Here is an 18,935-nt window from a genome sequence, read left to right on the forward strand (position 1 = left end):
ACTCTTTTTTACAGGTTTTCGATCTGACCCCTGCTACTTGGCCAATAGATTGTTTTCATTTTTTTTTATATAACTGGCAGTAATTTTTTTATCCAGATGATATAAGACAATATGGTCACCGATAAGGGCATACAGTTTATCCTCCTCCACTACAAAGTTTTTCATTTTTTTTCCATCAATATGGTAGATGCAGAAGCTGAACAGATAGCTTCTCTTTTTGTAGTCATACACGTCAATGATACTGGCAAATTTCCAGAGGTTATCCTCTTCAAATCGTCCGGGAATGGCTGAATTTACAAACAGCAGATTATTAAACACAGCACTGCTTTTATTGACAAATAATGGTGGTTTGGAGAATTTTCGCTGCTTATGGCTCTTTACCCTGACGATACTTAATCTGGCACGCGAGATAGTGTCAATAGTGTTACCTCTGTATTCAATTTTTAAATTCCGGTTCGCAACTGTAAACTGATTGCGGTAAGCATACAGAAATATGATTTTCTGCAAGCCAGCACTGTAATGCAATTGCCCGTCAGTGTCGAAGGCTCCATCAGCCTGCTTTTGCAGAATGGCAGGATTTAATATCGTGCTGGTATTTTTACCAACAGGGATAATGCCCAGTATACCTTCGCCTGTAATGGAGCTGTAAGTGCAGGCAGCGACCGACGTTGAATCCATTGCTTTGGCTGTGCCAAAATATTCACCTCCTTTACGCATCAATCTGGCTTTCCAATCTTTGACAAGCCCTCTGTAAATACAGGGAACTGTCCCGTCTGTGACAAAAAAATAAGGTGACTGCATACTGATTTTGACTCCTTGAAAAGGTAAATCTTTACGATCCAGATGGATAAATTTTTTGTTAGTCTGAATCAGTCTGTCGTTAAGCACCGTGATCAGTAATGGCGTCGTGGTATTGCCCAGATAAATTTTATCATCGTCCACTCCTGCGATATAAAATGAATTCAATTTTAGATCCAGACTGGCAATTTTATGAATTAGAGTATGCGGGAATCGCCTAGTGAGCCTGTTATGATAATGAACAATATTTTCAGAGATTTGAAACAATACAATTACTAAAACAATACTACTTAAAGTAATAGTAAAAAATAGTGCTATTATTGTTCTTATTTTTAAATTTTTAATTCTGTTATCGGTTATATAAAATAAAATGGCGACAACTGCCAGGAGAACAAAAATGAGGTTGAATAGTAAGTGCTGATTCCAATTAAGCTTTTCCAAAACCCCTCCGCATGAGCACGGCACATAAGAAGAATAATGAAGGATTATAAAAATATAGGCTGAAAATAAAATCATTAATCCATAAGACAGAAATAATCCGGCAAGCCGGCTTTTTGGAATCATAAGCAGGATACAGATCAGTAATTCAATGGAGGGAACCAGAACTGAAATCCAGCCTGCAAAAGCAGTTAATAATGGTGACTGTCCTAACTGAACCTGAAAATTTTGAAAGTCCAATACTTTGCTGCATGCAGCATAAACGAATAGCAGAATATACAGCAGACATACAATTTCAATAAAAATTCTTTTATAATTGAGCTGCTTTTTCATAATCCTGAAAGTTTACTTGTTACTGAATCTTTAAAAAACAAGAAATTAATCTCAATAAAAACAGAAACAAATTTAGACGGGTTATTTCCAAAAAGGAGTATCAAAATCGAGCCAATAGTTTTCAGAAATAAGCCATTTCATCATTTTAGGGGGAAAAATAAAAAAGGTATCTGCTGTATAACATTTATATAGCAGACACCTCTTTAATTTTTGAAAACACTAAAGCTATTTACATGCCTCACTTAGCGTTGTGAGCTTTTGGTTTAATTCCACGAGACCTGCTTTTTGGAGACATTCCTCGGAAACATTTCTTAGCTCTGATAAACCGTCTTCAGACAAGCTCCCCAGCAAACCCGGAGTATCACTTTCCAGTTCCAGCCCGCGTTCAATTACATGGTTCAATAGCAATACATTTTTTCGTGAAATTTTCAAATCAATCTTCACTACCTCATTCATCCCAGGGATACTCAAAACGGTATCAAAAACCCTGGCCACATCATTTGTTGTAATCATAATTTTCACTTTTAAATTAATGTTTTATAATGTAAAGATATAAAGCCGTTTCGAGCTTATCCTAGGCAAAATATATCCATGATGGACTGGAATCGAAAGGCTTACTTATCTTAGCATTACATATAGGTTTAAGTACTCCATAGTGATTGTTAGAGACACTTCTACTCATTGAAGACAGCAACAAAAACCTTCCCAAAAACGGTCAGGACTTTGTTTCTTTAGAATTGGGCTTTCCTTTAGAAAGAGCACGCTTGTATCCATTTAATTGATCGGGGTATTGGATTCTGATTGTTGGCATCAATAGCCTCAAAATAGTTAGCGTGCCCTTTCCTTGAGTATTTGAATCTAAAAAATAGCTTTAAAGTGAATTTATTAAAATCGACAAGGAATTTGTTTTTGAAGAATACTTAAAAGACCAAAATTGTTTAAAATGACTGAAAGATTGCCACGTTCCTGCAATCGGCAAGATGTCCGGTTGTATCACAACCGATATCTTGCTGCCCCTTTACTCGGAACTCGTGGGCAGTGACACTGAAAGGAAATAGTTTGCAAAAAATGAAAAAGAAAGATGATGGAAGAGCAAAGCAAAAACAGAACCAGATGGCTGCATCTGCGATTGACAACAGAGGAATACGAAGTACTGCACAACCGCTTTAAGAAATCAACCTGCCCAAAAATAAGTGATTTTGCAAGAAAAAATCTTTTGCAGAAACCCATTGTAAAGAAATATCGCAATGAATCACTCGATGAATTAATACTCGAATTAATACAGCTTAGATGCGAGCTAAACGCCATTGGAAACAACTTTAACCAAGCTGTAAAAAAACTCCATACCCTCACCCAAATTCAGGAATTTAAACACTGGATCATCACTCAGGAATTGGAAAAAAAGGTACTGTTTAATTCCATAGAACTGATTAAAAAACACATTCAAAATCTCTGTGAAAAATGGTTGCAATCATAAAGACAGGACATTCAATACGGAGCATTTTTAATTACAATGAAAACAAGGTTTCACTCGGTAACGCACAATGTATTGGCGAAGGAAATTACCCAATGGATTTAGATCAAATGAGTAGCGTTTTTAAATTAAACTTTCTTCAAAAGCAGTTGGAACTCAATGAAAATGTAACCCGAAACAGCGTGCATATTTCACTAAATTTTGATCCTTCAGAAACTGGATTGCCAAAAGAAAAACTTAACGAAATTGCAAAGTCATATATGACTAAAATAGGTTTTGGTTCACAGCCCTATCTGGTCTATCAACATCATGATGCAGGGCATCCCCACATCCACATTGTTTCAATAAAGGTCAAAGCGGACGGTAAGCGAATAGACACGCAGAATATTGGAAAAAACCAGTCTGAAACGGCCCGGAAAGAAATTGAAAAATCATTTGGACTGGTTAGAGCTGAGGCAGGTCAAAAAAAGAAAGATACTGAACTGTTGCCCATTAGTATGGGTAAAATTCAGTATGGACAAATCCAGTCCAAAAAGGCCATTGCCAACGTATTGGGAGCAGTGCTTTCTTCCTACTCCTATGCAAGTCTTCCCGAACTCAATGCCGTATTACGACAATACAATGTTTACGCTGACAGAGGCAGTGAAAATTCACGAATATTTAAAACAAATGGCCTTGTGTATCGAATACTGGACGCACAGGGTAAGCCCGTTGGCGTTCCAATTAAAGCAAGTGATTTTTACTTTAAACCGACCTTGAAATTTTTATATGCAAAATTTAGGGCAAACAGAATTAAATCACCCACACACGCTAAACGAATAAAAAACCTTATCGACTTGGCTTTATTAAATAATAAACCAACTCTGGGCGAGCTTACAAAAACATTGGAAAAGCAAGGCATAAACATCGTTTTAAGAACCAATGACCAAGGGATTTTCTATGGTATTACCTATGTGGATCATACCACAAAATGTGTTTTTAACGGTAGTGCTCTGGGTAAGGAATACTCGGCCAAAGCCATACAGGAACGTTGCGGAACTGTGAAATCCTATCCGCCTGAATTACTTTGGGAAAAGAAACAGGATATCCCGATATCAAGTAATGCAATCGCCAAATTAATCGATGAGCTGCTTCAGATTGAATATGTTGGAAATTATCTTCCAAACCAATTAAAGAAAAGGCGAAAAAAAAGAAAAAGAAAAGGACAATCCGATAATCAATAAAAACTGAAATTATGGGTATGCAGACAGGAGAAAACGAACAGGCTTTGAGAAAAATTTTAGATATGACCCGACTTATAAGTATTGTGCTTCTGGGGCTTCATTTCTACTATTATGGATATATCGCTTTTAGGCATTGGGAATTAGTGAGCGAATTCAGCAATAGCATATTAGCCAACATATACAAGACCGGATTATTTAATCATTTTTACAAATCCAAGCTGTTTGCCCTTGGTTTTTTAATCATTTCCTTGCTGGGGTCCAAAGGACGAAAAGATGAAAAACTAAACTACAAAACAGCTTTCCTCTATATGGGGCTAGGTATGTTTATCTATTGGATAAGCTGTTTTTTATTGATGTTAAATCTAATAATAACAGCTGTAGTTATTTTGTATATGCTTGTTACTTCAGTCGGATATCTTTTTCTACTCACGGGAGGCACTTTGCTTTCGCGTATCATTGGCAACAAACTCAACGACAAAGATATTTTCAATAAAGAAAACGAAACTTTCCCACAGGAAGAAAGGCTCTTGGAAAATGAATATTCCATTAACCTGCCAGCGCGGTATTATTTGAAAGATAAAGTGCGAAACAGTTGGATCAACATCATTAACCCTTTTCGGGCATTGATGGTTCTAGGCACTCCAGGATCGGGTAAATCCTATTTTGTTATCCGACACGTCATCACCCAGCACATCCGCAAGGGCTTTAGTATGTTTATCTACGATTTTAAATTCGATGACCTCTCCAAAATTGCCTACAATACATGGCTAAAATACAAACACCTTTATCCTATTGCCCCAAAATTTTATGTAATCAATTTTGATGATCTAACCCGCAGTCATAGATGTAATCCATTAGATCCATCATCAATGACCGACATTACCGATGCTGCTGAATCGGCACGCACCATTTTGTTGGGACTGAACCGAGAATGGATCAAAAAACAGGGAGATTTCTTTGTGGAATCTCCCATAAATTTTCTCTCGGCCATCATCTGGTATTTAAGAAAATACAAAGACGGAGAGTTCTGCACACTCCCCCATGTTATCGAACTTATGCAGATGGATTATGACAGTCTCTTCACATTATTGCGGGCGGAAAAAGAAATAGAGGTTCTAATCAATCCTTTTGTCAATGCCTATCTCAATGATGTGATGGAGCAACTAGAAGGGCAGATTGCCTCCGCTAAGATAGCCATGGCGAGACTTTCCTCTCCCCAACTCTATTATGTTTTATCTGGCAATGATTTTACGTTGGACATCAATAATCCCTTAGAACCCAAGATTGTTTGTATGGGGAATAACCCTCAAAAAATACAGATATACGGAGCTGTACTATCGCTATATGTAAACCGTTTGGTCAAGCAGGTAAATCAAAAAGGAAAGCAAAAAAGCAGCCTGATATTTGATGAATTTCCAACTATTTATCTCAACAATATGGACAGCCTAATAGCTACTGCCCGCAGTAACAAAGTGGCTTCTTGTCTCGGGATTCAAGACTTTAGCCAACTCCGAAAAGACTATGGCCGAGAGCAGGCAGATGTGATTATGAACATCACCGGAAATATCGTCAGCGGGCAGGTAACCGGTGATACCGCAAAGCAGTTATCAGAACGATTCGGAAAGATAATGCAGGACAGACAAAGCCTTTCCATTAACAGCGGGGACACCTCAATAAGCCGTTCCAAACAATTGGAATCAGCCGTTCCTCCTTCCAAAATTTCAGGTTTAAGCTCAGGAGAATTTGTGGGCATGGTGGCCGATGACCCTCATTGTAAAATTGAATTAAAAACGTTTCACTCAGAAATAGTCAATGACCATGAAGCTCTAAAAAAAGAAGAAGAGAATTATATTGATATTGACGAAATTCGTAAACTGGACAATGCTATGGTACAACGAAATTACCTGCAGATCAAGCAGGATATTCAGGATATTATTCACTCGGAAATGGAACGGTTACTCAATGATCCTGGGTTGGCCTATTTGGTGATAAAGAAATAGTTCTGCTTTTCATTCCACATAATTATTGCTGATTTGAATTTTCCATTTGAGCAATAATTTTGTTTACTTCAGATTCCGTAGATTTCAGTTTGGCTTGGCAGAATGTAATCAGATCTGAAGCCCTTTTCACCTTGACGGCCAATACATCCACTGAAATGGTTTCGTTTTCGATTTCTGAAGCAATTAGAGCCAGCTCTTTGTAGGCTTCTTCATAGGTTAGTTTTATCTTTTCCATTGTATCGTATTTTTTCTTTAACGGTTGATTTTATAATGGTATCGGAAAGTATGATCTCCATCTCACTTCCTATTTTTAAGTCGTCGGGATTACTTGTTATTTCATTATTGACCTTCACAATTGCATATCCTTTTTTTAAGATATTTTCAGGAGCCATCATCTTGATAATTGAAACATAATGCCCCAAGTAACCTCTTTTATTTTTTTGATATTGATTGCTGAATGTTTTTAAATTATTGATTGTATTTTTTATGTCATTAATTCTGTTATACAGAATAATTTTGGGCTTTGAGAGAATTTGTGATGAAGTATGGACAAGATTTCTTCTGTGATTAAAGAGTATAGATTTTGAACTATTAATGGTAACTTGATTGATAGCGACAATTTCATCTTTCTTATCAGCAAGAATGTTTCTCGTATTATTTACTATTGAACTGTTAAGCGATCCCAATAATTGAAAATTAACTAAAAATATTTGCTGCGATTTAATTAAAATAGACTTTTGGTATGATACCATATTTTGTTCAAAATTTCTATTGTGCGCTATAATAAACTCAGCTGCTTTTGTTGGTGTTTTGGTTTGTGTATGAGCCATTAAATCAACAATGGTAACGTTTTTTTGATGTCCAATACCTGTAATAATCGGGATTGGAAATTTAGCTACAGCTCTTCCTATTTGATAATCATCAAAAATAAGAAAATCTGTTTGAGCCCCTCCTCCTCTTGTTATAACAATTGCATCATAATCTATTTTAGAATTATAAATTTCAATTAGTTTATCTAAAAATAATTTTGAGTTATTCTCTCCCTGGACAATTGTATGATAATCATCAATAAAAAATTTATATCCAAAATTATTAACTTCCAAAGTATGCTTAAAATCTTCACCACTCGCAGAATTTATAGAGGATAATAATGCTATTTTTTGTATGACCTTTTTTAATTTGAGCTGACTATTTTTCGTTTGATAATATTCTCCTGTTTTTTTTATAAATTCATTTTCGAGAACTAATTTTTGGAGTGTTTGATTTCTTTTTTGCTCTAAAATACCAAGCGTAAAGTTGGTGTCAATATCAATTACATTAACCGAAAGACCATATAAGGGGTGATACTCAACTGATACCTGCACAAGAACATTTATATTATTTGTGAATTTCTGACCTGTGTTCTTTTCAAAATCTGAAATACTCATAGAGCCATTACCCCATGCTTTTCCGGCAATTTTTGCAATTATATTATTAGAATTACTGTCCTTTTCAACTAAATCAAAATTATGGTATCTTTTATCTGCTTTATAGGAATGATTAGTGACATCAGCTACTATCCAATATTTAATAGCGCTGAATTTTTTTTTAATAGTCTCTAAAATTATACCATTAAGCTCGGAGAGTTTTATGTGCTTTTCTGTTTCCAAATATTTTAAAGTATACCAGATTAATCAAAGATCTCACCAGTCGATTTTAAGATGATAAATTAAATACAATATGTAAACTTACAAAAAGTAAGATAACGCAAAATGCAGTCGCTGGTATTTAAAGTAATGTTATTTAAAAAAATAGTGCAGTTGTATTATATGAAAGTATTGGATAAGCTAACTTATCGTATGGATTAAGTCCGGCATTATATGCCTTTTAGAATCCAGCTTGACTTTTTCCCTGCTTTGTAATTACACACCAGTTATATAATTGCTCCATAAACCTATGAATCTGGTATTTTTATATCTTACTGCTTATTTCCCTGATTTCCTCCCTCATTTTAATAATTAAATCCAGTAAACTGTTTGGATTATGACTATCTGACTTCTTATCATTTCGTCCAATATTACACGTATATTCCCAAATCTCCAATATATCGGAGGCTTTGACTTCATAGCTAGGATAAAAGGTATTGTCGGATTCCAGAACGAGTGCGTTCTTTTTGTTTTTGTTCAAACGCTTATAAACCATACCCTCATTTTTAGTGATGAATATGTATGTCCTGCCATCAAGTACCTCGCCTAGTGATTCCACATAACGGCCAACAATGATAGAACCATCCTCATGGGGAGGCATGGAATCCCCTTCCACCGGAAATCCTCTATGCTTGCCCGGACCTAAAAAAGGTAATGATATCTGCAGTAGGCTTTCAATATATTCTGGATCGGCATAACCGTTTAAATATCCTGCCTTTACCTTTTGAGTTACAACTTCTATGAAATTCTCTCCATCCCTATCCACCATAATGGGAAGTACCAACCGGTTGTTTTCTAATTTCAGTAAATCTTCTGTGTCAATTTTACGTACATCAACAGACAGTAATAAATCAATACTGATATGGTAATAATGTGCTATTTTCTTTAAAATATCGTAGGGAGCTTCCGATCTACCCTCTTCATACTTAGCATATCTCCCTCTTGCAATACAAAGGTTCTCGGCAAGTTTCTCCTGCGATATCTTATGATTTACCCGAAGGGTTCTGATGTTGTCTGAAAATAGGGACATAATAATTTTGATACAATTTGTATCAGCAAATATATAAAAAATTGATACAACCTGTACTAATTTTGTACTCTACAAAAACAAAGGAAAATGATACGGGCAATTGTACACATGGATTTGGATACCTTTTTTGTATCCTGTGAAAGATTGGGAAACTCCCAATTGGAGGGGATTCCCCTAATTATTGGTGGTGGTGATCGCGGTGTGGTAGCCTCCTGTTCCTATGAGGCACGTCGTTTTGGGGTGCGCTCGGCTATGCCCATCAACATGGCTATGAGGCTTTGCCCACAGGCCAAGATTGTTAAAGGCGATATGGAATTATATTCCAAATTATCGCATGATGTCACACAGGTGATTCAGGAAAAAGCCCCTATAATGGAAAAAGCCAGCATTGATGAATTCTATCTTGACATTACCGGTATGGATCGTTTTCATGGCAGTTATAAATGGACGAATGAACTGGCACAATCCGTAATTAAAGAAACGGGATTACCCATTAGTTTTGCTTTGTCTGTCAATAAAACAGTTTCCAAAATAGCCACCGGTGAAGGCAAACCAAGAGGAAATTTAGAGATTCCCGAAAATGACGTACGGTCTTTTTTAAACCCTTTATCCATTCAAAAGATACCCATGGTGGGCAATGTGACTTTTCAGCTTTTATCCCGAATTGGGATTCGAACCATACAGACGCTTTCCGAAATGCCGGCCGAAGTATTAGGGCAGATGATTGGGAAAAATGGTCTGGAAATATGGAAAAAAGCCAATGGCATTGACAACAGTCCCGTAGAACCCTATACTGAACGAAAATCCATTTCTACCGAACATACTTTTTCCCAGGATACCATTGATATTGCAAAACTCAAATCGGTGCTAATGGGTATGGTCGAAAAACTGGCCTTCCAACTCCGTTCCGAGCAGTGGCTAACCTCAACGATAGTGGTTAAAATTCGCTACGCCAATTTTGACACCGAAACCAAACAATGCAAAATAGCCTATACCTCGGCAGACCATATCCTAACCCGAAATGTAACTGATCTCTTTGACAAACTCTATCAACGACGCATGCGGCTTCGCTTAATAGGCATCCGTTTTAGCGGACTCGTCAGAGGAACCTACCAAATTAATCTCTTTGAAGATACCCAGGAAATGCTATCCCTTTATGCCGCTATGGATAAAATGAAGAGCCGTTATGGATTTGATGCCGTTATGCGTTGCGCCGGTGCTTCCTTTAAACCCAATACAAAAGATGAAATTTTAAAACGAAAAACCTAAACAATTAAACCTTTTAAACAGTTAAACGATTAAACAACACTCTCCATGTACCTCAACTGTCATTCTTTTCATTCCTTGCGTTACGGCACCATTCCCCTTGAAGAACTTATTGGGCAAGCGACTGTCTGTGGGGTAAAAACTATGGCGCTTACGGATATTAATACTGTAACGGGAATCTATGACTTTATAAAAGGATGTGATGCTTTGGGTATTAAACCCATTGTAGGGATTGAGTTTCGTTGTCAACACCAATTACGGTATATTGGTCTGGCCAAGAACGCTAATGGACTTGCCGAGATGAACCGCTTTTTAACTGCCCATAATTTCAGTGGGGAATCCTTGCCTATTTGCGCACCTGAATTCGATAACGTGTTAATCATTTACTCGTTGGAAAATGCTCCCGCCACACTTCGGGAAAATGAGTATATTGGAATTCGCCCGGAAGAACTCCCCAAACTTTTTCTATCGGAATGGAAAAGCAAAATTTCAAAAATGGTTATCCTCCAGCCCGTAACCTTCAGAACCAAAAGAGAATTCAACCTACATAAGATCCTGCGTGCCATAGATACCAACAACATTCTGTCCAAACTTACTTCATCCGACTATTGCAAGACTTCTGAAGTAATGTTGCCCTTGGAATCCCTTTTATTGGCCTATAATGAGTACCCCGAAATTATTGCTTTTACACAAACGGTAATGGATTTGTGCAACTTTAAATTTGAATTCAATACCCCCAGAAATAAAAAGTTCTATACCACCAACCGGGAAAGTGATCTGGCACTGTTAACCACCCTAGCCTATCAGGGACTTTTATGGCGATATGGTAAAGAGAACATTTTGGCAAAGGCTCGAGTGGAAAAAGAACTTAAAGTGATTGACCAACTACAATTCAGCGGTTATTTTTTAATCACTTGGGACATTATTCGCTACAGTAACAGTCGTGGATTTATGCACATTGGTCGTGGTAGCGGTGCCAATAGCATCATTGCCTACTGCTTAGGAATTACAGACATTTGTCCGCTGGAACTTGATTTGTATTTTGAGCGCTTTTTGAATCTAAACCGCAAAAGCCCTCCCGATTTTGACATCGACTGGAGTTGGAAAGAGCGCGATGTAATTTTGGAATATATTTTTAATCGATACGGAGCCGATCATGTTGCCTTCTGCGGTACCAATGTGGAGTTCAAATACCGTTCTATCTTTCGGGAAGTGGGCAAAGTCTTTGGATTGCCCAAAGAAGAACTCGACATACTCGCCAAAAATCCCATGAAGTTGCACGATAGCAACAGCATAGTGAAATTAGTTCAGGAATACGGTATGCTATTAGAGAAATACCCAAACCAGCGCAGCATGCATTCTTGTGGGATCATAATCTCCGAAGAGCCCATTACCAATTACACCCCATTGGAAATGCCTCCCAAGGGTTTTCCAATTGTGCTTTTTGACATGCATATCGCCGAAGACATCGGCTTCGAAAAATTCGACATCCTGAGTCAACGCGGTATAGGACATATTGATGACAGCGTGAAACTCATCGAGAAAAACAGGGGAATCCGAGTGAATATTCGTGATACCTCTCTCTCTAAAGACGAAGCATTGGCCAATGTCTATTTGGCACAAGGCAAAACCATTGGTTGCTTTTATATCGAAAGCCCTGCCATGCGTGGATTACTACGACGCCTGAAATGTGATAATTATAAAACACTGGTGGCGGCCTCATCCATTATCCGCCCGGGTGTGGCACAGTCGGGTATGATGAAAGAATATATTTTTCGCCACAACCATCCCGACAGATTCGAATACTTTCACGAGGTGTTTAAAGAACAGCTAGGGGAAACCTATGGCATTATGGTTTATCAGGAAGATGTCATTAAAATTGCCCTTCACTACGGTGGCCTCCCCGCAGCAGATGGCGACATTCTCCGTCGTGCCATGAGTGGCAAAGGACGTTCCAAAGAGGCACTTCAAAAAGTAAAGGACAATTTCTTTGCCTGCTGTGCCCAAAAAGGACATCCCCTAGCCCTTAGCGAGGAAATATACAGGCAAATTGAATCCTTTGCAGGCTATTCATTTTGTAAGGCGCATTCCGCTTCCTATGCTGTGGAGAGTTATCAAAGCCTGTATCTTAAGGTATATTACCCTATTGAGTTTATGGTGGCCGTCATCAACAATCAGGGTGGATTTTACAGAACCGAAGTCTATGTGCACGAAGCACGTATGGCTGGAGCCACCATCCATAATCCCTGTGTGAACAAAAGTGAATACGAAACCACGCTCTATGGCACTGAAGTCTATTTGGGTTTTATGCATCTGCAAAGTTTGGAATCTAAAATGTCCTATTTTATAGTCTCGGATCGTAACAGGAACGGTGAATTTCTGTCGCTGGAGGATTTTATCAACCGAATCCCAATGGGTATTGAAGGCATTAAAATCCTGATTTTTATCGGTGCTTTTCGCTTTAGCGGTAAATCCAAAAATCAGTTATTGGTCATTGCCAGTCTGCTGTTGAATAATTTTAAACTCGAAAACAGAAACTTACTGTTGATACAGGAACCAGTTAAGGAATACAAGCTCCCAACGCTGGAGCGTTCTCTGTTTGAAGACGCTTTTGACGAAATTGAACTGCTGAGTTTCCCGGTATCCTGCTCACCGTTTGATCTTTTGCAGACCAAGAACCGTGGAGATATTATGGCCAAAGACCTGCTTAACTGTCATAAAAAACAAGTACGCATGCTGGCCTATCTCATATCAAGAAAACAGGTGCCAACCAAAAGAGGAACTATGTATTTTGGCACTTGGATTGATCATGAAGGCTCTTATTTTGATACGGCCCACTTTCCCGACAGTCTAACACAATATCCTTTTCTGGGAGGTGGCTGTTATCTATTACTGGGTACTGTAGAAGTCGATTATCATTTCCCTACCATCACCATAACCAAAATGGCAAAAATGCCCTTCATCCCCGACCCCCGATATATGGATGCCAAAGACCAGTTCAAAACACAAAATCAAATCAAAGAAGATGTCAGCAGTACCCATCGCGCTCCCTATCCTCAGGAACATGAGATTAATTTACCAAGGTATAGAATGATTTCCTGATCAAATTTCATTGACAATACCATGACTATTTGTAATTTTATAAACCTTTATTTTTTTAAAACAATACCATAATGGCTGACTCTGCTAATTTAATGCGCTTTTTAGAGGCGCAGAACAAAATGTATCTCACCGCTTTTTCTGAAATTGAAAAAGGTAAAAAAGAAACCCATTGGATGTGGTTCATCTTTCCCCAGATAAAAGGACTTGGCTCCAGCGATACAGCCAGATATTATGCAATTGAGAATATAAAAGAAGCTGAAGAATTTCTTGAGCATCCCATATTAGGCAGACACCTTATAGAAATTACAGCACTGCTACTCCGCTTGAAACATAAATCAGCAGAAGCAGTCTTTGGAGAATTGGATGCACTTAAACTGCGTTCTTCAATGACTCTTTTTGCATTAGCTAAAAATACAAATCCCGTATTTAAAGAAGTATTGGAGGTTTTTTTCTTTGGGCAGTCTGATTCCCTTACTTTGTCTATTATTAATGCAGCACTACTATAAGCTACTCAGGAATTTATCAAAGAATTTCAACAGATTATTTATTATAAAAAAGACATTAAACCATTCTTTGTCTTTGCACATTGATGGTGTCTTTTTTTTTCGCAAAAACCAAAAGAATACCTTTTATAACACTCAAAGAAGGTTTTTCACGCCTGTTCTTCTTGCGCGGTTTTCCTGTTTACATATAAAAATTTAGACAGGGACAAGCAATAATCATTTTCATTCGAAACGGACTAAAAGGCAGCTAAGATAGCAGCGCCCCAATACTCCCGTGCGCATAATGCGCTACGCTTCTCTTGCCCACCCTTCGGGACTTATAGCACTCTGTACTGGATGCGCTGCTGGCATCTTGCTTTCTTTTTTTCCGTTTTTTCTTTTGAAAACATTCTTTGTAAAAAAGGGAGAAAGAAATTTTAAAAAAAAGTAATCACTAAAATTTAAAATCATGGAAATCACAGGACGTATTACAAAAGATGCTCAAGCCCGCAGAGTGGGAAATGAAAAACAGGTCGTTAACTTCTCCATTGCCATCAATGACAGTTACAAACCAAAAGGAAGCACCGAGTACAAACAGATAACAACCTTTATTGACTGTTCGTATTGGCTGAACGCAAAACTGGCAGAATGGCTCAAAAAAGGTGCGCTAGTTCAGCTCTTCGGACGTGTGGGATTGAGTACCTATATCGGTCACGACGGTTCGGCGATGGGGTCTTTGACTTTTCACATTAACAGTCTTAAAATCTTGGCTTTTGCCAAAAAAGAAGAGAAGTCAGTAAACGCAGCTTCCGCACCCAAAAAACAAAACAAATCAGACGACCCCGATGACCTGCCATTTTAAAGGAGTGTTCGGATTGTATTTATAAGCGCCAAAAAAGAACATTATGAAAGCCTTAGATAAAAACGAGTACACAGAGTACGATGTATGCCGTGTATTCAACGAAATCATTTTAAGCCATTTAGACGGTTACAGCGGAAAGAAAAAACAGCAATTGAAGTCTTTCCTCGAAGACCTGCAGAAGGGGGGCTATATAAGCGGCATGATAGGAGAGTTTGTCTATCACATCGACTGCAGAGCTTTTTATATCAGACACCTTGAAGATTTGGAAGGCATCAAAAATGTCTTGGAGGAAGCATTCGGCGAGCCTGTTGCCAACCGTTATAAACTGCCTCACTACACTTTTTTATGCTGGCTCTGCTTTGAGGAGTACTGCTATACCATTTACAGAAACTATTTTGAATAATTTTTTTAATCAGACACTTATGCATTATGAAACCATCTGACACCTTTAAAACCGCCATAGAGAATTACCTGAGTGCAGCTGCGCTGAACGATGCCGCCTTTGCACAAAGCCTTGCCAAAGAAACTAAAAACATCGAAAGCTGTTTTAATTATATTTTTGGCGAGGTCAAAAAAACAGGATTGTGTGCCTTTGATAATCAGGAAATTTTTGACATGGCTGTCAAATATTATACTGATGACAGTATTGCTGCGCCTAATGCAGTGAAATGCAGAGCAGTGCTAAATCAGCCTGCAAAGATTGATTTATTCACTCCTGCCCCTGCAATGCCCCTGCCGATCAGCAAACCCGAAAATGTGGTAACAGTAGAACCACTACAGAAAACCCTAACACTTTTTGACCTATGAAACCCCGCACTTCCATAGAAAAGCAGATTGCTGCATTAAGCGAATCACTTGCCCCCATTACCGCCGAAATGCAGTCTTGGGCAGAACAGACCATTTTTCTTAAATGGGGCGTAGTATCACGAGGAAAATTTCACTGCCTTGACTGCGGGCATGCTTGGAAATCCGAATCCAAAAAACAGTGCTTAAAATTTACAAGATGCACCGCTTGTAAAGGAAAACTTAAAATGTATGGCTGCAATCAGTTACATTTCAAAGAAATGGAATATAGCGCAGCAATAACCTGCATATCGGATTTTCAAATAGTACGCATTGTCTGTTCAACCAAACAGATGAAGAAAAACTGCCTGCCGTCCTATTATCATAAGGAAGTAATGCAGCATTGGATAAATCAAAAAGGTGAAGTACGCACCATGTCAATCAGTACAAATGTTTTTTCACATGCTTACGATGCATGGCAGTACTATTCGCCTCTTGAAATCCGTCCAAAAGATTTTCAGAACTCGCCCAAATATAGAATTAATCCGTATAAGGTTTCTCCAAATATAAAAGTGCTTCCTATTTTGAAAAGAAACGGATTTAAGAGAGGGTTTTACAATATCGCTCCGCAGATTCTTTTTGCTTCACTTTTAAAAGACGCTATTGCAGAGACACTTTTAAAATCTTCGCAGACTTCCCTGCTGTCTTATTATCTCTGCTCCCATGGGCAGAACATTAAACAGAACTGGCAGGCGGTTAAAACCTGCATAAAATACAGCTATCCAATTGAAGATTTTAAAATATGGGAAGATTATGTTTCCCTGCTTCGCTGGTTTAAAAAAGACCTTGGCTGTCCCGATTTTGTCTGCCCTGAGGATTTAAGCACAGCACATGATAAATTAGTGCAGCGAAAACGAGAACTGCAGCGAAAAAAATACCTTAAGAAAATGCGTGCTGAAATTCAGCAGGCGCAGGATTTATATTATCAGGAAAAAAAACAGTTTTTCGGGCTTTGTTTTTCAGAGGCAGGAATCACTATTTCTGTACTCGAAAATGTTGCTGAATTTATGGAAGAAGGCGACAGCTTGAAACACTGCGTATTTACCAACGAATATTTCAAAAAGAAAGATTCCCTGCTGTTTTCTGCACGAATAGATAATAAGCCCGTTGAAACTATAGAGTACTCTCTTTCTAATTTGCAAATACTTCAATGCCAGGGCATGAAAAACAACAAATCACAGCATCATAAAGCCATTTTGGAACTGATGAAAAAAAATCTTTATCTGATTCGTTCCCGACTGAAAAAGAAAAAACTGTAAAATCCTAGAAGCGGAAAAACCGAAGTTTCTTCGGTTTTTCCGCTTCTAATATTGCAAACACTCACATGAAGCTCCACTCTATCAATTTAAAATATTTTATTCCAGCTGCCATTCTCGAAGGTAATCTAAGTGCTTTTTTGAACTATAAGAACAGAACATTCTTTGCACTTCTCTATAGACTTTACTTATGCTCTAATTGTATTTTCATTTAAATTTCATTACGATTTACCGATGCTCTTTATTGATAAATTTCTTTCCAAAACTAAGTAATATAATCATTCCTGCGTCAATTTTGTTACATCTGACTCAAAGTCTTTCTTGTAATCCCCAAATAAGTGGTAATAAGTTTCGCCGGGGCTCGTAACTGAATTTTTGGGTAATGCAGTAAAAACTGATCAAATCGCGCTTTTTTATCAGGACACATAAATGTCAAAATACGCTTCTGGAGCAGTAGACTGTTTGCAATACTTTTTTTTCTAAAAAAATATTCCATTTTCTTAGAGATGCTGCAAAGTTTCTCCTTATCGGCATATGAAATAAAAAACAGCTCAGTATCTTCATGACATTTAATGTCAATAAAACTTGAGGATCCTGTATTAAATGCCTGAATATCGGAAATCCAATCACCTTCCATAGCAAACTGTATGATGCTGTTTTTGCCAACTTCATTCATGTGCCATGAGACTACCAGTCCTCTTAATATATAAAATTCAAATGGAGCTGTGTTTCCTGCCTCTACTAAATATTTGCCTTTTTTATAAAATACTCTGGTAAAATATGATTCAATATCTAAATACTCTTCATGAGAAATTTGAATTACTTTACCGATGTGCTCTTTTAATGTTTCCTGCATTTTTACTAATAATTTAAAATTAAACAATCACTTTAAAGAAACCATTCTTTCACCTCAATGGCACAGCCAAAAGAAACGGGGAAATTACCATTTCTAAAAAAATTATATCGTTTTATCCCAAAAATGGGTAACTGTAATCAGTTGGAGTTACAAATGTTTCTTTTATAGTTCTAGGAGAAGCCCAACGCAATAAGTTCAATGCAGAACCTGCTTTGTCGTTAGTTCCAGATGCTCTTGCTCCACCAAATGGTTGCATTCCTACGATAGCTCCAGTTGGTTTGTCATTGATGTAGAAGTTTCCGGCAGCATTTTGCAAAACGGTTGTAGCTTCTTCAATAGCGTAACGATTTTGACTGAAAACGGCTCCAGTTAAAGCATATTCAGAAGTAGAATCTACCAATTTCAATGTTTCAGACCATTTAGCGTCTTCATAAACATAAATCGTCATAACAGGTCCGAATAATTCGGTTTCCATTGTAGAATAATGAGGATCTGTAGTCACGATAATAGTTGGCTCAACAAAGTATCCAACAGATTTATCGTAATTTCCACCAACTATAATTTCCGCATCAGTGTCCTTTTTGGCTTGGTCAATATAGCTAGCCAATTTATCGAAAGATCCTTCATGGATTACAGCAGTAATAAAGTTGCTGAAATCTTCTGGAGAACCCATTTTCATTGATTTTGTATCCGTAATCAATTGTTCTTTAATAGCAGGCCATAAGCTTTGTGGTACATAAGCTCTTGAAGCAGCAGAACATTTTTGTCCTTGAAATTCAAATGCGCCTCGAACAATTCCTGTGGCCACCTGTTTTGGGTTGGCACTTGGGTGAGCAATGATAAAATCTTTACCTCCTGTTTCTCCAACGATTCTTGGATATGTTTTGTAATGGTGAATGTTTGTTCCAATTTTGGCCCAAATATCTTTGAATACATGAGTAGAACCTGTAAAGTGAATTCCGGCAAAATCACGGCTTGCCAAAACAGTATCGGTAATCATTAATGCATCTCCAAAAACAACGTTGATCACACCATCAGGAACTCCTGCTTCTTTGAAAACATCTATAATAACTTTGGCAGAGAATACTTGACTGTCGCTTGGTTTCCAAATTACAACATTCCCCATCATAGCAGCACTTGCAGGCAAATTGGCAGCAATTGCAGTAAAGTTGAATGGAGTTATTGCGTATACAAAACCTTCAAGAGGTCTGTATTCTAAACGGTTCCACATATCAGAGGACGATTTTGGCTGGTCAGCATAAATCTGAGTCATAAATTCTACGTTGA

At 37.7% G+C, this 18,935-nt stretch carries 17 protein-coding genes; 10 read left to right on the forward strand and 7 right to left on the reverse strand.

What is annotated here, in order from left to right; translation table 11 throughout:
* Positions 1–33: 33 nt before the first annotated feature.
* Complete coding sequence (locus tag B0E44_RS14790) at positions 34–1,569, reverse strand: MauE/DoxX family redox-associated membrane protein (protein WP_077376875.1); 1,536 nt, start codon at positions 1,567–1,569, stop codon at positions 34–36.
* 225 nt (positions 1,570–1,794) lie between these two features.
* Positions 1,795–2,082 carry a hypothetical protein gene (locus tag B0E44_RS14795; protein ID WP_077376878.1) on the reverse strand — a complete coding sequence of 96 codons (288 nt, stop codon included), beginning with the start codon at positions 2,080–2,082 and terminating at the stop codon, positions 1,795–1,797.
* 568 nt (positions 2,083–2,650) lie between these two features.
* Between B0E44_RS14795 and B0E44_RS14800 the strand changes: the two genes are divergently transcribed.
* The 3 genes from B0E44_RS14800 to mobC are packed head-to-tail and all read left to right on the forward strand — an operon-like array spanning position 2,651 to position 6,266.
* A complete protein-coding gene (locus tag B0E44_RS14800; RefSeq protein ID WP_371594763.1) occupies positions 2,651–3,046 on the forward strand; it encodes a plasmid mobilization relaxosome protein MobC in 396 nt (131 codons plus the stop codon).
* Positions 3,031–4,266, forward strand: coding sequence for a relaxase/mobilization nuclease domain-containing protein (locus B0E44_RS14805; RefSeq protein WP_077376881.1), 1,236 nt, complete (start codon positions 3,031–3,033; stop codon positions 4,264–4,266). Before B0E44_RS14800 ends, B0E44_RS14805 begins: the two co-directional genes overlap by 16 nt.
* A 17-nt stretch (positions 4,267–4,283) precedes the next feature.
* Positions 4,284–6,266 carry a conjugal transfer protein MobC gene (gene mobC / locus B0E44_RS14810; protein ID WP_077376922.1) on the forward strand — a complete coding sequence of 661 codons (1,983 nt, stop codon included), beginning with the start codon at positions 4,284–4,286 and terminating at the stop codon, positions 6,264–6,266.
* Between the two features lie 22 nt (positions 6,267–6,288).
* Here the strand turns inward: mobC and xseB are convergent, their stop codons facing one another.
* The 3 genes from xseB to B0E44_RS14825 all read right to left on the reverse strand — a co-directional run bounded on the left by xseB (position 6,289) and on the right by B0E44_RS14825 (position 8,981).
* A complete protein-coding gene (gene xseB, locus B0E44_RS14815; RefSeq protein ID WP_077376883.1) occupies positions 6,289–6,501 on the reverse strand; it encodes an exodeoxyribonuclease VII small subunit in 213 nt (70 codons plus the stop codon).
* A complete protein-coding gene (gene xseA / locus B0E44_RS14820) occupies positions 6,476–7,915 on the reverse strand; it encodes an exodeoxyribonuclease VII large subunit (RefSeq protein ID WP_077376886.1) in 1,440 nt (479 codons plus the stop codon). Before xseA ends, xseB begins: the two co-directional genes overlap by 26 nt.
* Positions 7,916–8,216: 301 nt before the next feature.
* Positions 8,217–8,981 (reverse strand): LexA family transcriptional regulator, encoded by a 765-nt coding sequence (locus B0E44_RS14825; protein WP_077376889.1) that lies wholly within the window; start codon positions 8,979–8,981, stop codon positions 8,217–8,219.
* An 87-nt stretch (positions 8,982–9,068) separates the two neighbouring features.
* On the opposite strand from B0E44_RS14825, the gene dinB reads away from it, so the two are divergent.
* The 7 genes from dinB to B0E44_RS14860 all read left to right on the forward strand — a co-directional run bounded on the left by dinB (position 9,069) and on the right by B0E44_RS14860 (position 16,795).
* Positions 9,069–10,250 (forward strand): DNA polymerase IV, encoded by a 1,182-nt coding sequence (dinB, locus tag B0E44_RS14830; RefSeq protein WP_077376892.1) that lies wholly within the window; start codon positions 9,069–9,071, stop codon positions 10,248–10,250.
* A gap of 45 nt (positions 10,251–10,295) precedes the next feature.
* Positions 10,296–13,349 (forward strand): DNA polymerase III subunit alpha, encoded by a 3,054-nt coding sequence (locus B0E44_RS14835; RefSeq protein ID WP_077376895.1) that lies wholly within the window; start codon positions 10,296–10,298, stop codon positions 13,347–13,349.
* A gap of 71 nt (positions 13,350–13,420) precedes the next feature.
* Positions 13,421–13,855 carry a DUF1810 domain-containing protein gene (locus B0E44_RS14840; RefSeq protein ID WP_077376898.1) on the forward strand — a complete coding sequence of 145 codons (435 nt, stop codon included), beginning with the start codon at positions 13,421–13,423 and terminating at the stop codon, positions 13,853–13,855.
* 445 nt (positions 13,856–14,300) lie between these two features.
* A complete protein-coding gene (locus B0E44_RS14845) occupies positions 14,301–14,693 on the forward strand; it encodes a single-stranded DNA-binding protein (protein ID WP_077376901.1) in 393 nt (130 codons plus the stop codon).
* A 43-nt stretch (positions 14,694–14,736) separates the two neighbouring features.
* The gene (locus tag B0E44_RS14850) at positions 14,737–15,096 is read left to right on the forward strand and encodes a hypothetical protein (protein ID WP_077376904.1); all 360 of its coding nucleotides are present in this window, start codon (positions 14,737–14,739) and stop codon (positions 15,094–15,096) included.
* 26 nt (positions 15,097–15,122) lie between these two features.
* Positions 15,123–15,500: a Cas9 inhibitor AcrIIA9 family protein gene (locus B0E44_RS14855; protein WP_077376907.1), complete on the forward strand. Its 378-nt coding sequence runs from the start codon at positions 15,123–15,125 to the stop codon at positions 15,498–15,500.
* A complete protein-coding gene (locus tag B0E44_RS14860; protein ID WP_077376910.1) occupies positions 15,497–16,795 on the forward strand; it encodes a PcfJ domain-containing protein in 1,299 nt (432 codons plus the stop codon). The genes B0E44_RS14855 and B0E44_RS14860 overlap by 4 nt, the downstream gene beginning before the upstream one ends.
* A gap of 295 nt (positions 16,796–17,090) precedes the next feature.
* Here B0E44_RS14860 and B0E44_RS14865 read toward each other — a convergent pair whose 3' ends face one another.
* Both B0E44_RS14865 and pruA read right to left on the reverse strand, forming a co-directional pair.
* The gene (locus B0E44_RS14865; protein WP_077376913.1) at positions 17,091–17,648 is read right to left on the reverse strand and encodes a Crp/Fnr family transcriptional regulator; all 558 of its coding nucleotides are present in this window, start codon (positions 17,646–17,648) and stop codon (positions 17,091–17,093) included.
* A gap of 112 nt (positions 17,649–17,760) precedes the next feature.
* Positions 17,761–18,935: L-glutamate gamma-semialdehyde dehydrogenase (pruA, locus tag B0E44_RS14870; protein ID WP_077376925.1), on the reverse strand; the 1,175-nt coding region annotated here is incomplete at its 5' end.

Source organism: Flavobacterium sp. A45, assembly GCF_002001005.1.
GTDB lineage: Bacteria > Bacteroidota > Bacteroidia > Flavobacteriales > Flavobacteriaceae > Flavobacterium.

Excerpts from the sequence above, each read along its gene's own strand:
- B0E44_RS14790 (WP_077376875.1), bottom strand. The coding sequence starts at position 1,569 with ATGAAAAAGCAGCTCAATTATAAAAGAATTTTTATTGAAATTGTATGT.
- B0E44_RS14795 (WP_077376878.1), bottom strand. The coding sequence starts at position 2,082 with ATGATTACAACAAATGATGTGGCCAGGGTTTTTGATACCGTTTTGAGT.
- B0E44_RS14800 (WP_371594763.1), top strand. The coding sequence starts at position 2,651 with ATGATGGAAGAGCAAAGCAAAAACAGAACCAGATGGCTGCATCTGCGA.
- B0E44_RS14805 (WP_077376881.1), top strand. The coding sequence starts at position 3,031 with ATGGTTGCAATCATAAAGACAGGACATTCAATACGGAGCATTTTTAAT.
- mobC (WP_077376922.1), top strand. The coding sequence starts at position 4,284 with ATGCAGACAGGAGAAAACGAACAGGCTTTGAGAAAAATTTTAGATATG.
- xseB (WP_077376883.1), bottom strand. The coding sequence starts at position 6,501 with ATGGAAAAGATAAAACTAACCTATGAAGAAGCCTACAAAGAGCTGGCT.
- B0E44_RS14825 (WP_077376889.1), bottom strand. The coding sequence starts at position 8,981 with ATGTCCCTATTTTCAGACAACATCAGAACCCTTCGGGTAAATCATAAG.
- dinB (WP_077376892.1), top strand. The coding sequence starts at position 9,069 with ATGATACGGGCAATTGTACACATGGATTTGGATACCTTTTTTGTATCC.
- B0E44_RS14835 (WP_077376895.1), top strand. The coding sequence starts at position 10,296 with ATGTACCTCAACTGTCATTCTTTTCATTCCTTGCGTTACGGCACCATT.
- B0E44_RS14840 (WP_077376898.1), top strand. The coding sequence starts at position 13,421 with ATGGCTGACTCTGCTAATTTAATGCGCTTTTTAGAGGCGCAGAACAAA.
- B0E44_RS14845 (WP_077376901.1), top strand. The coding sequence starts at position 14,301 with ATGGAAATCACAGGACGTATTACAAAAGATGCTCAAGCCCGCAGAGTG.
- B0E44_RS14850 (WP_077376904.1), top strand. The coding sequence starts at position 14,737 with ATGAAAGCCTTAGATAAAAACGAGTACACAGAGTACGATGTATGCCGT.
- B0E44_RS14855 (WP_077376907.1), top strand. The coding sequence starts at position 15,123 with ATGAAACCATCTGACACCTTTAAAACCGCCATAGAGAATTACCTGAGT.
- B0E44_RS14860 (WP_077376910.1), top strand. The coding sequence starts at position 15,497 with ATGAAACCCCGCACTTCCATAGAAAAGCAGATTGCTGCATTAAGCGAA.
- B0E44_RS14865 (WP_077376913.1), bottom strand. The coding sequence starts at position 17,648 with ATGCAGGAAACATTAAAAGAGCACATCGGTAAAGTAATTCAAATTTCT.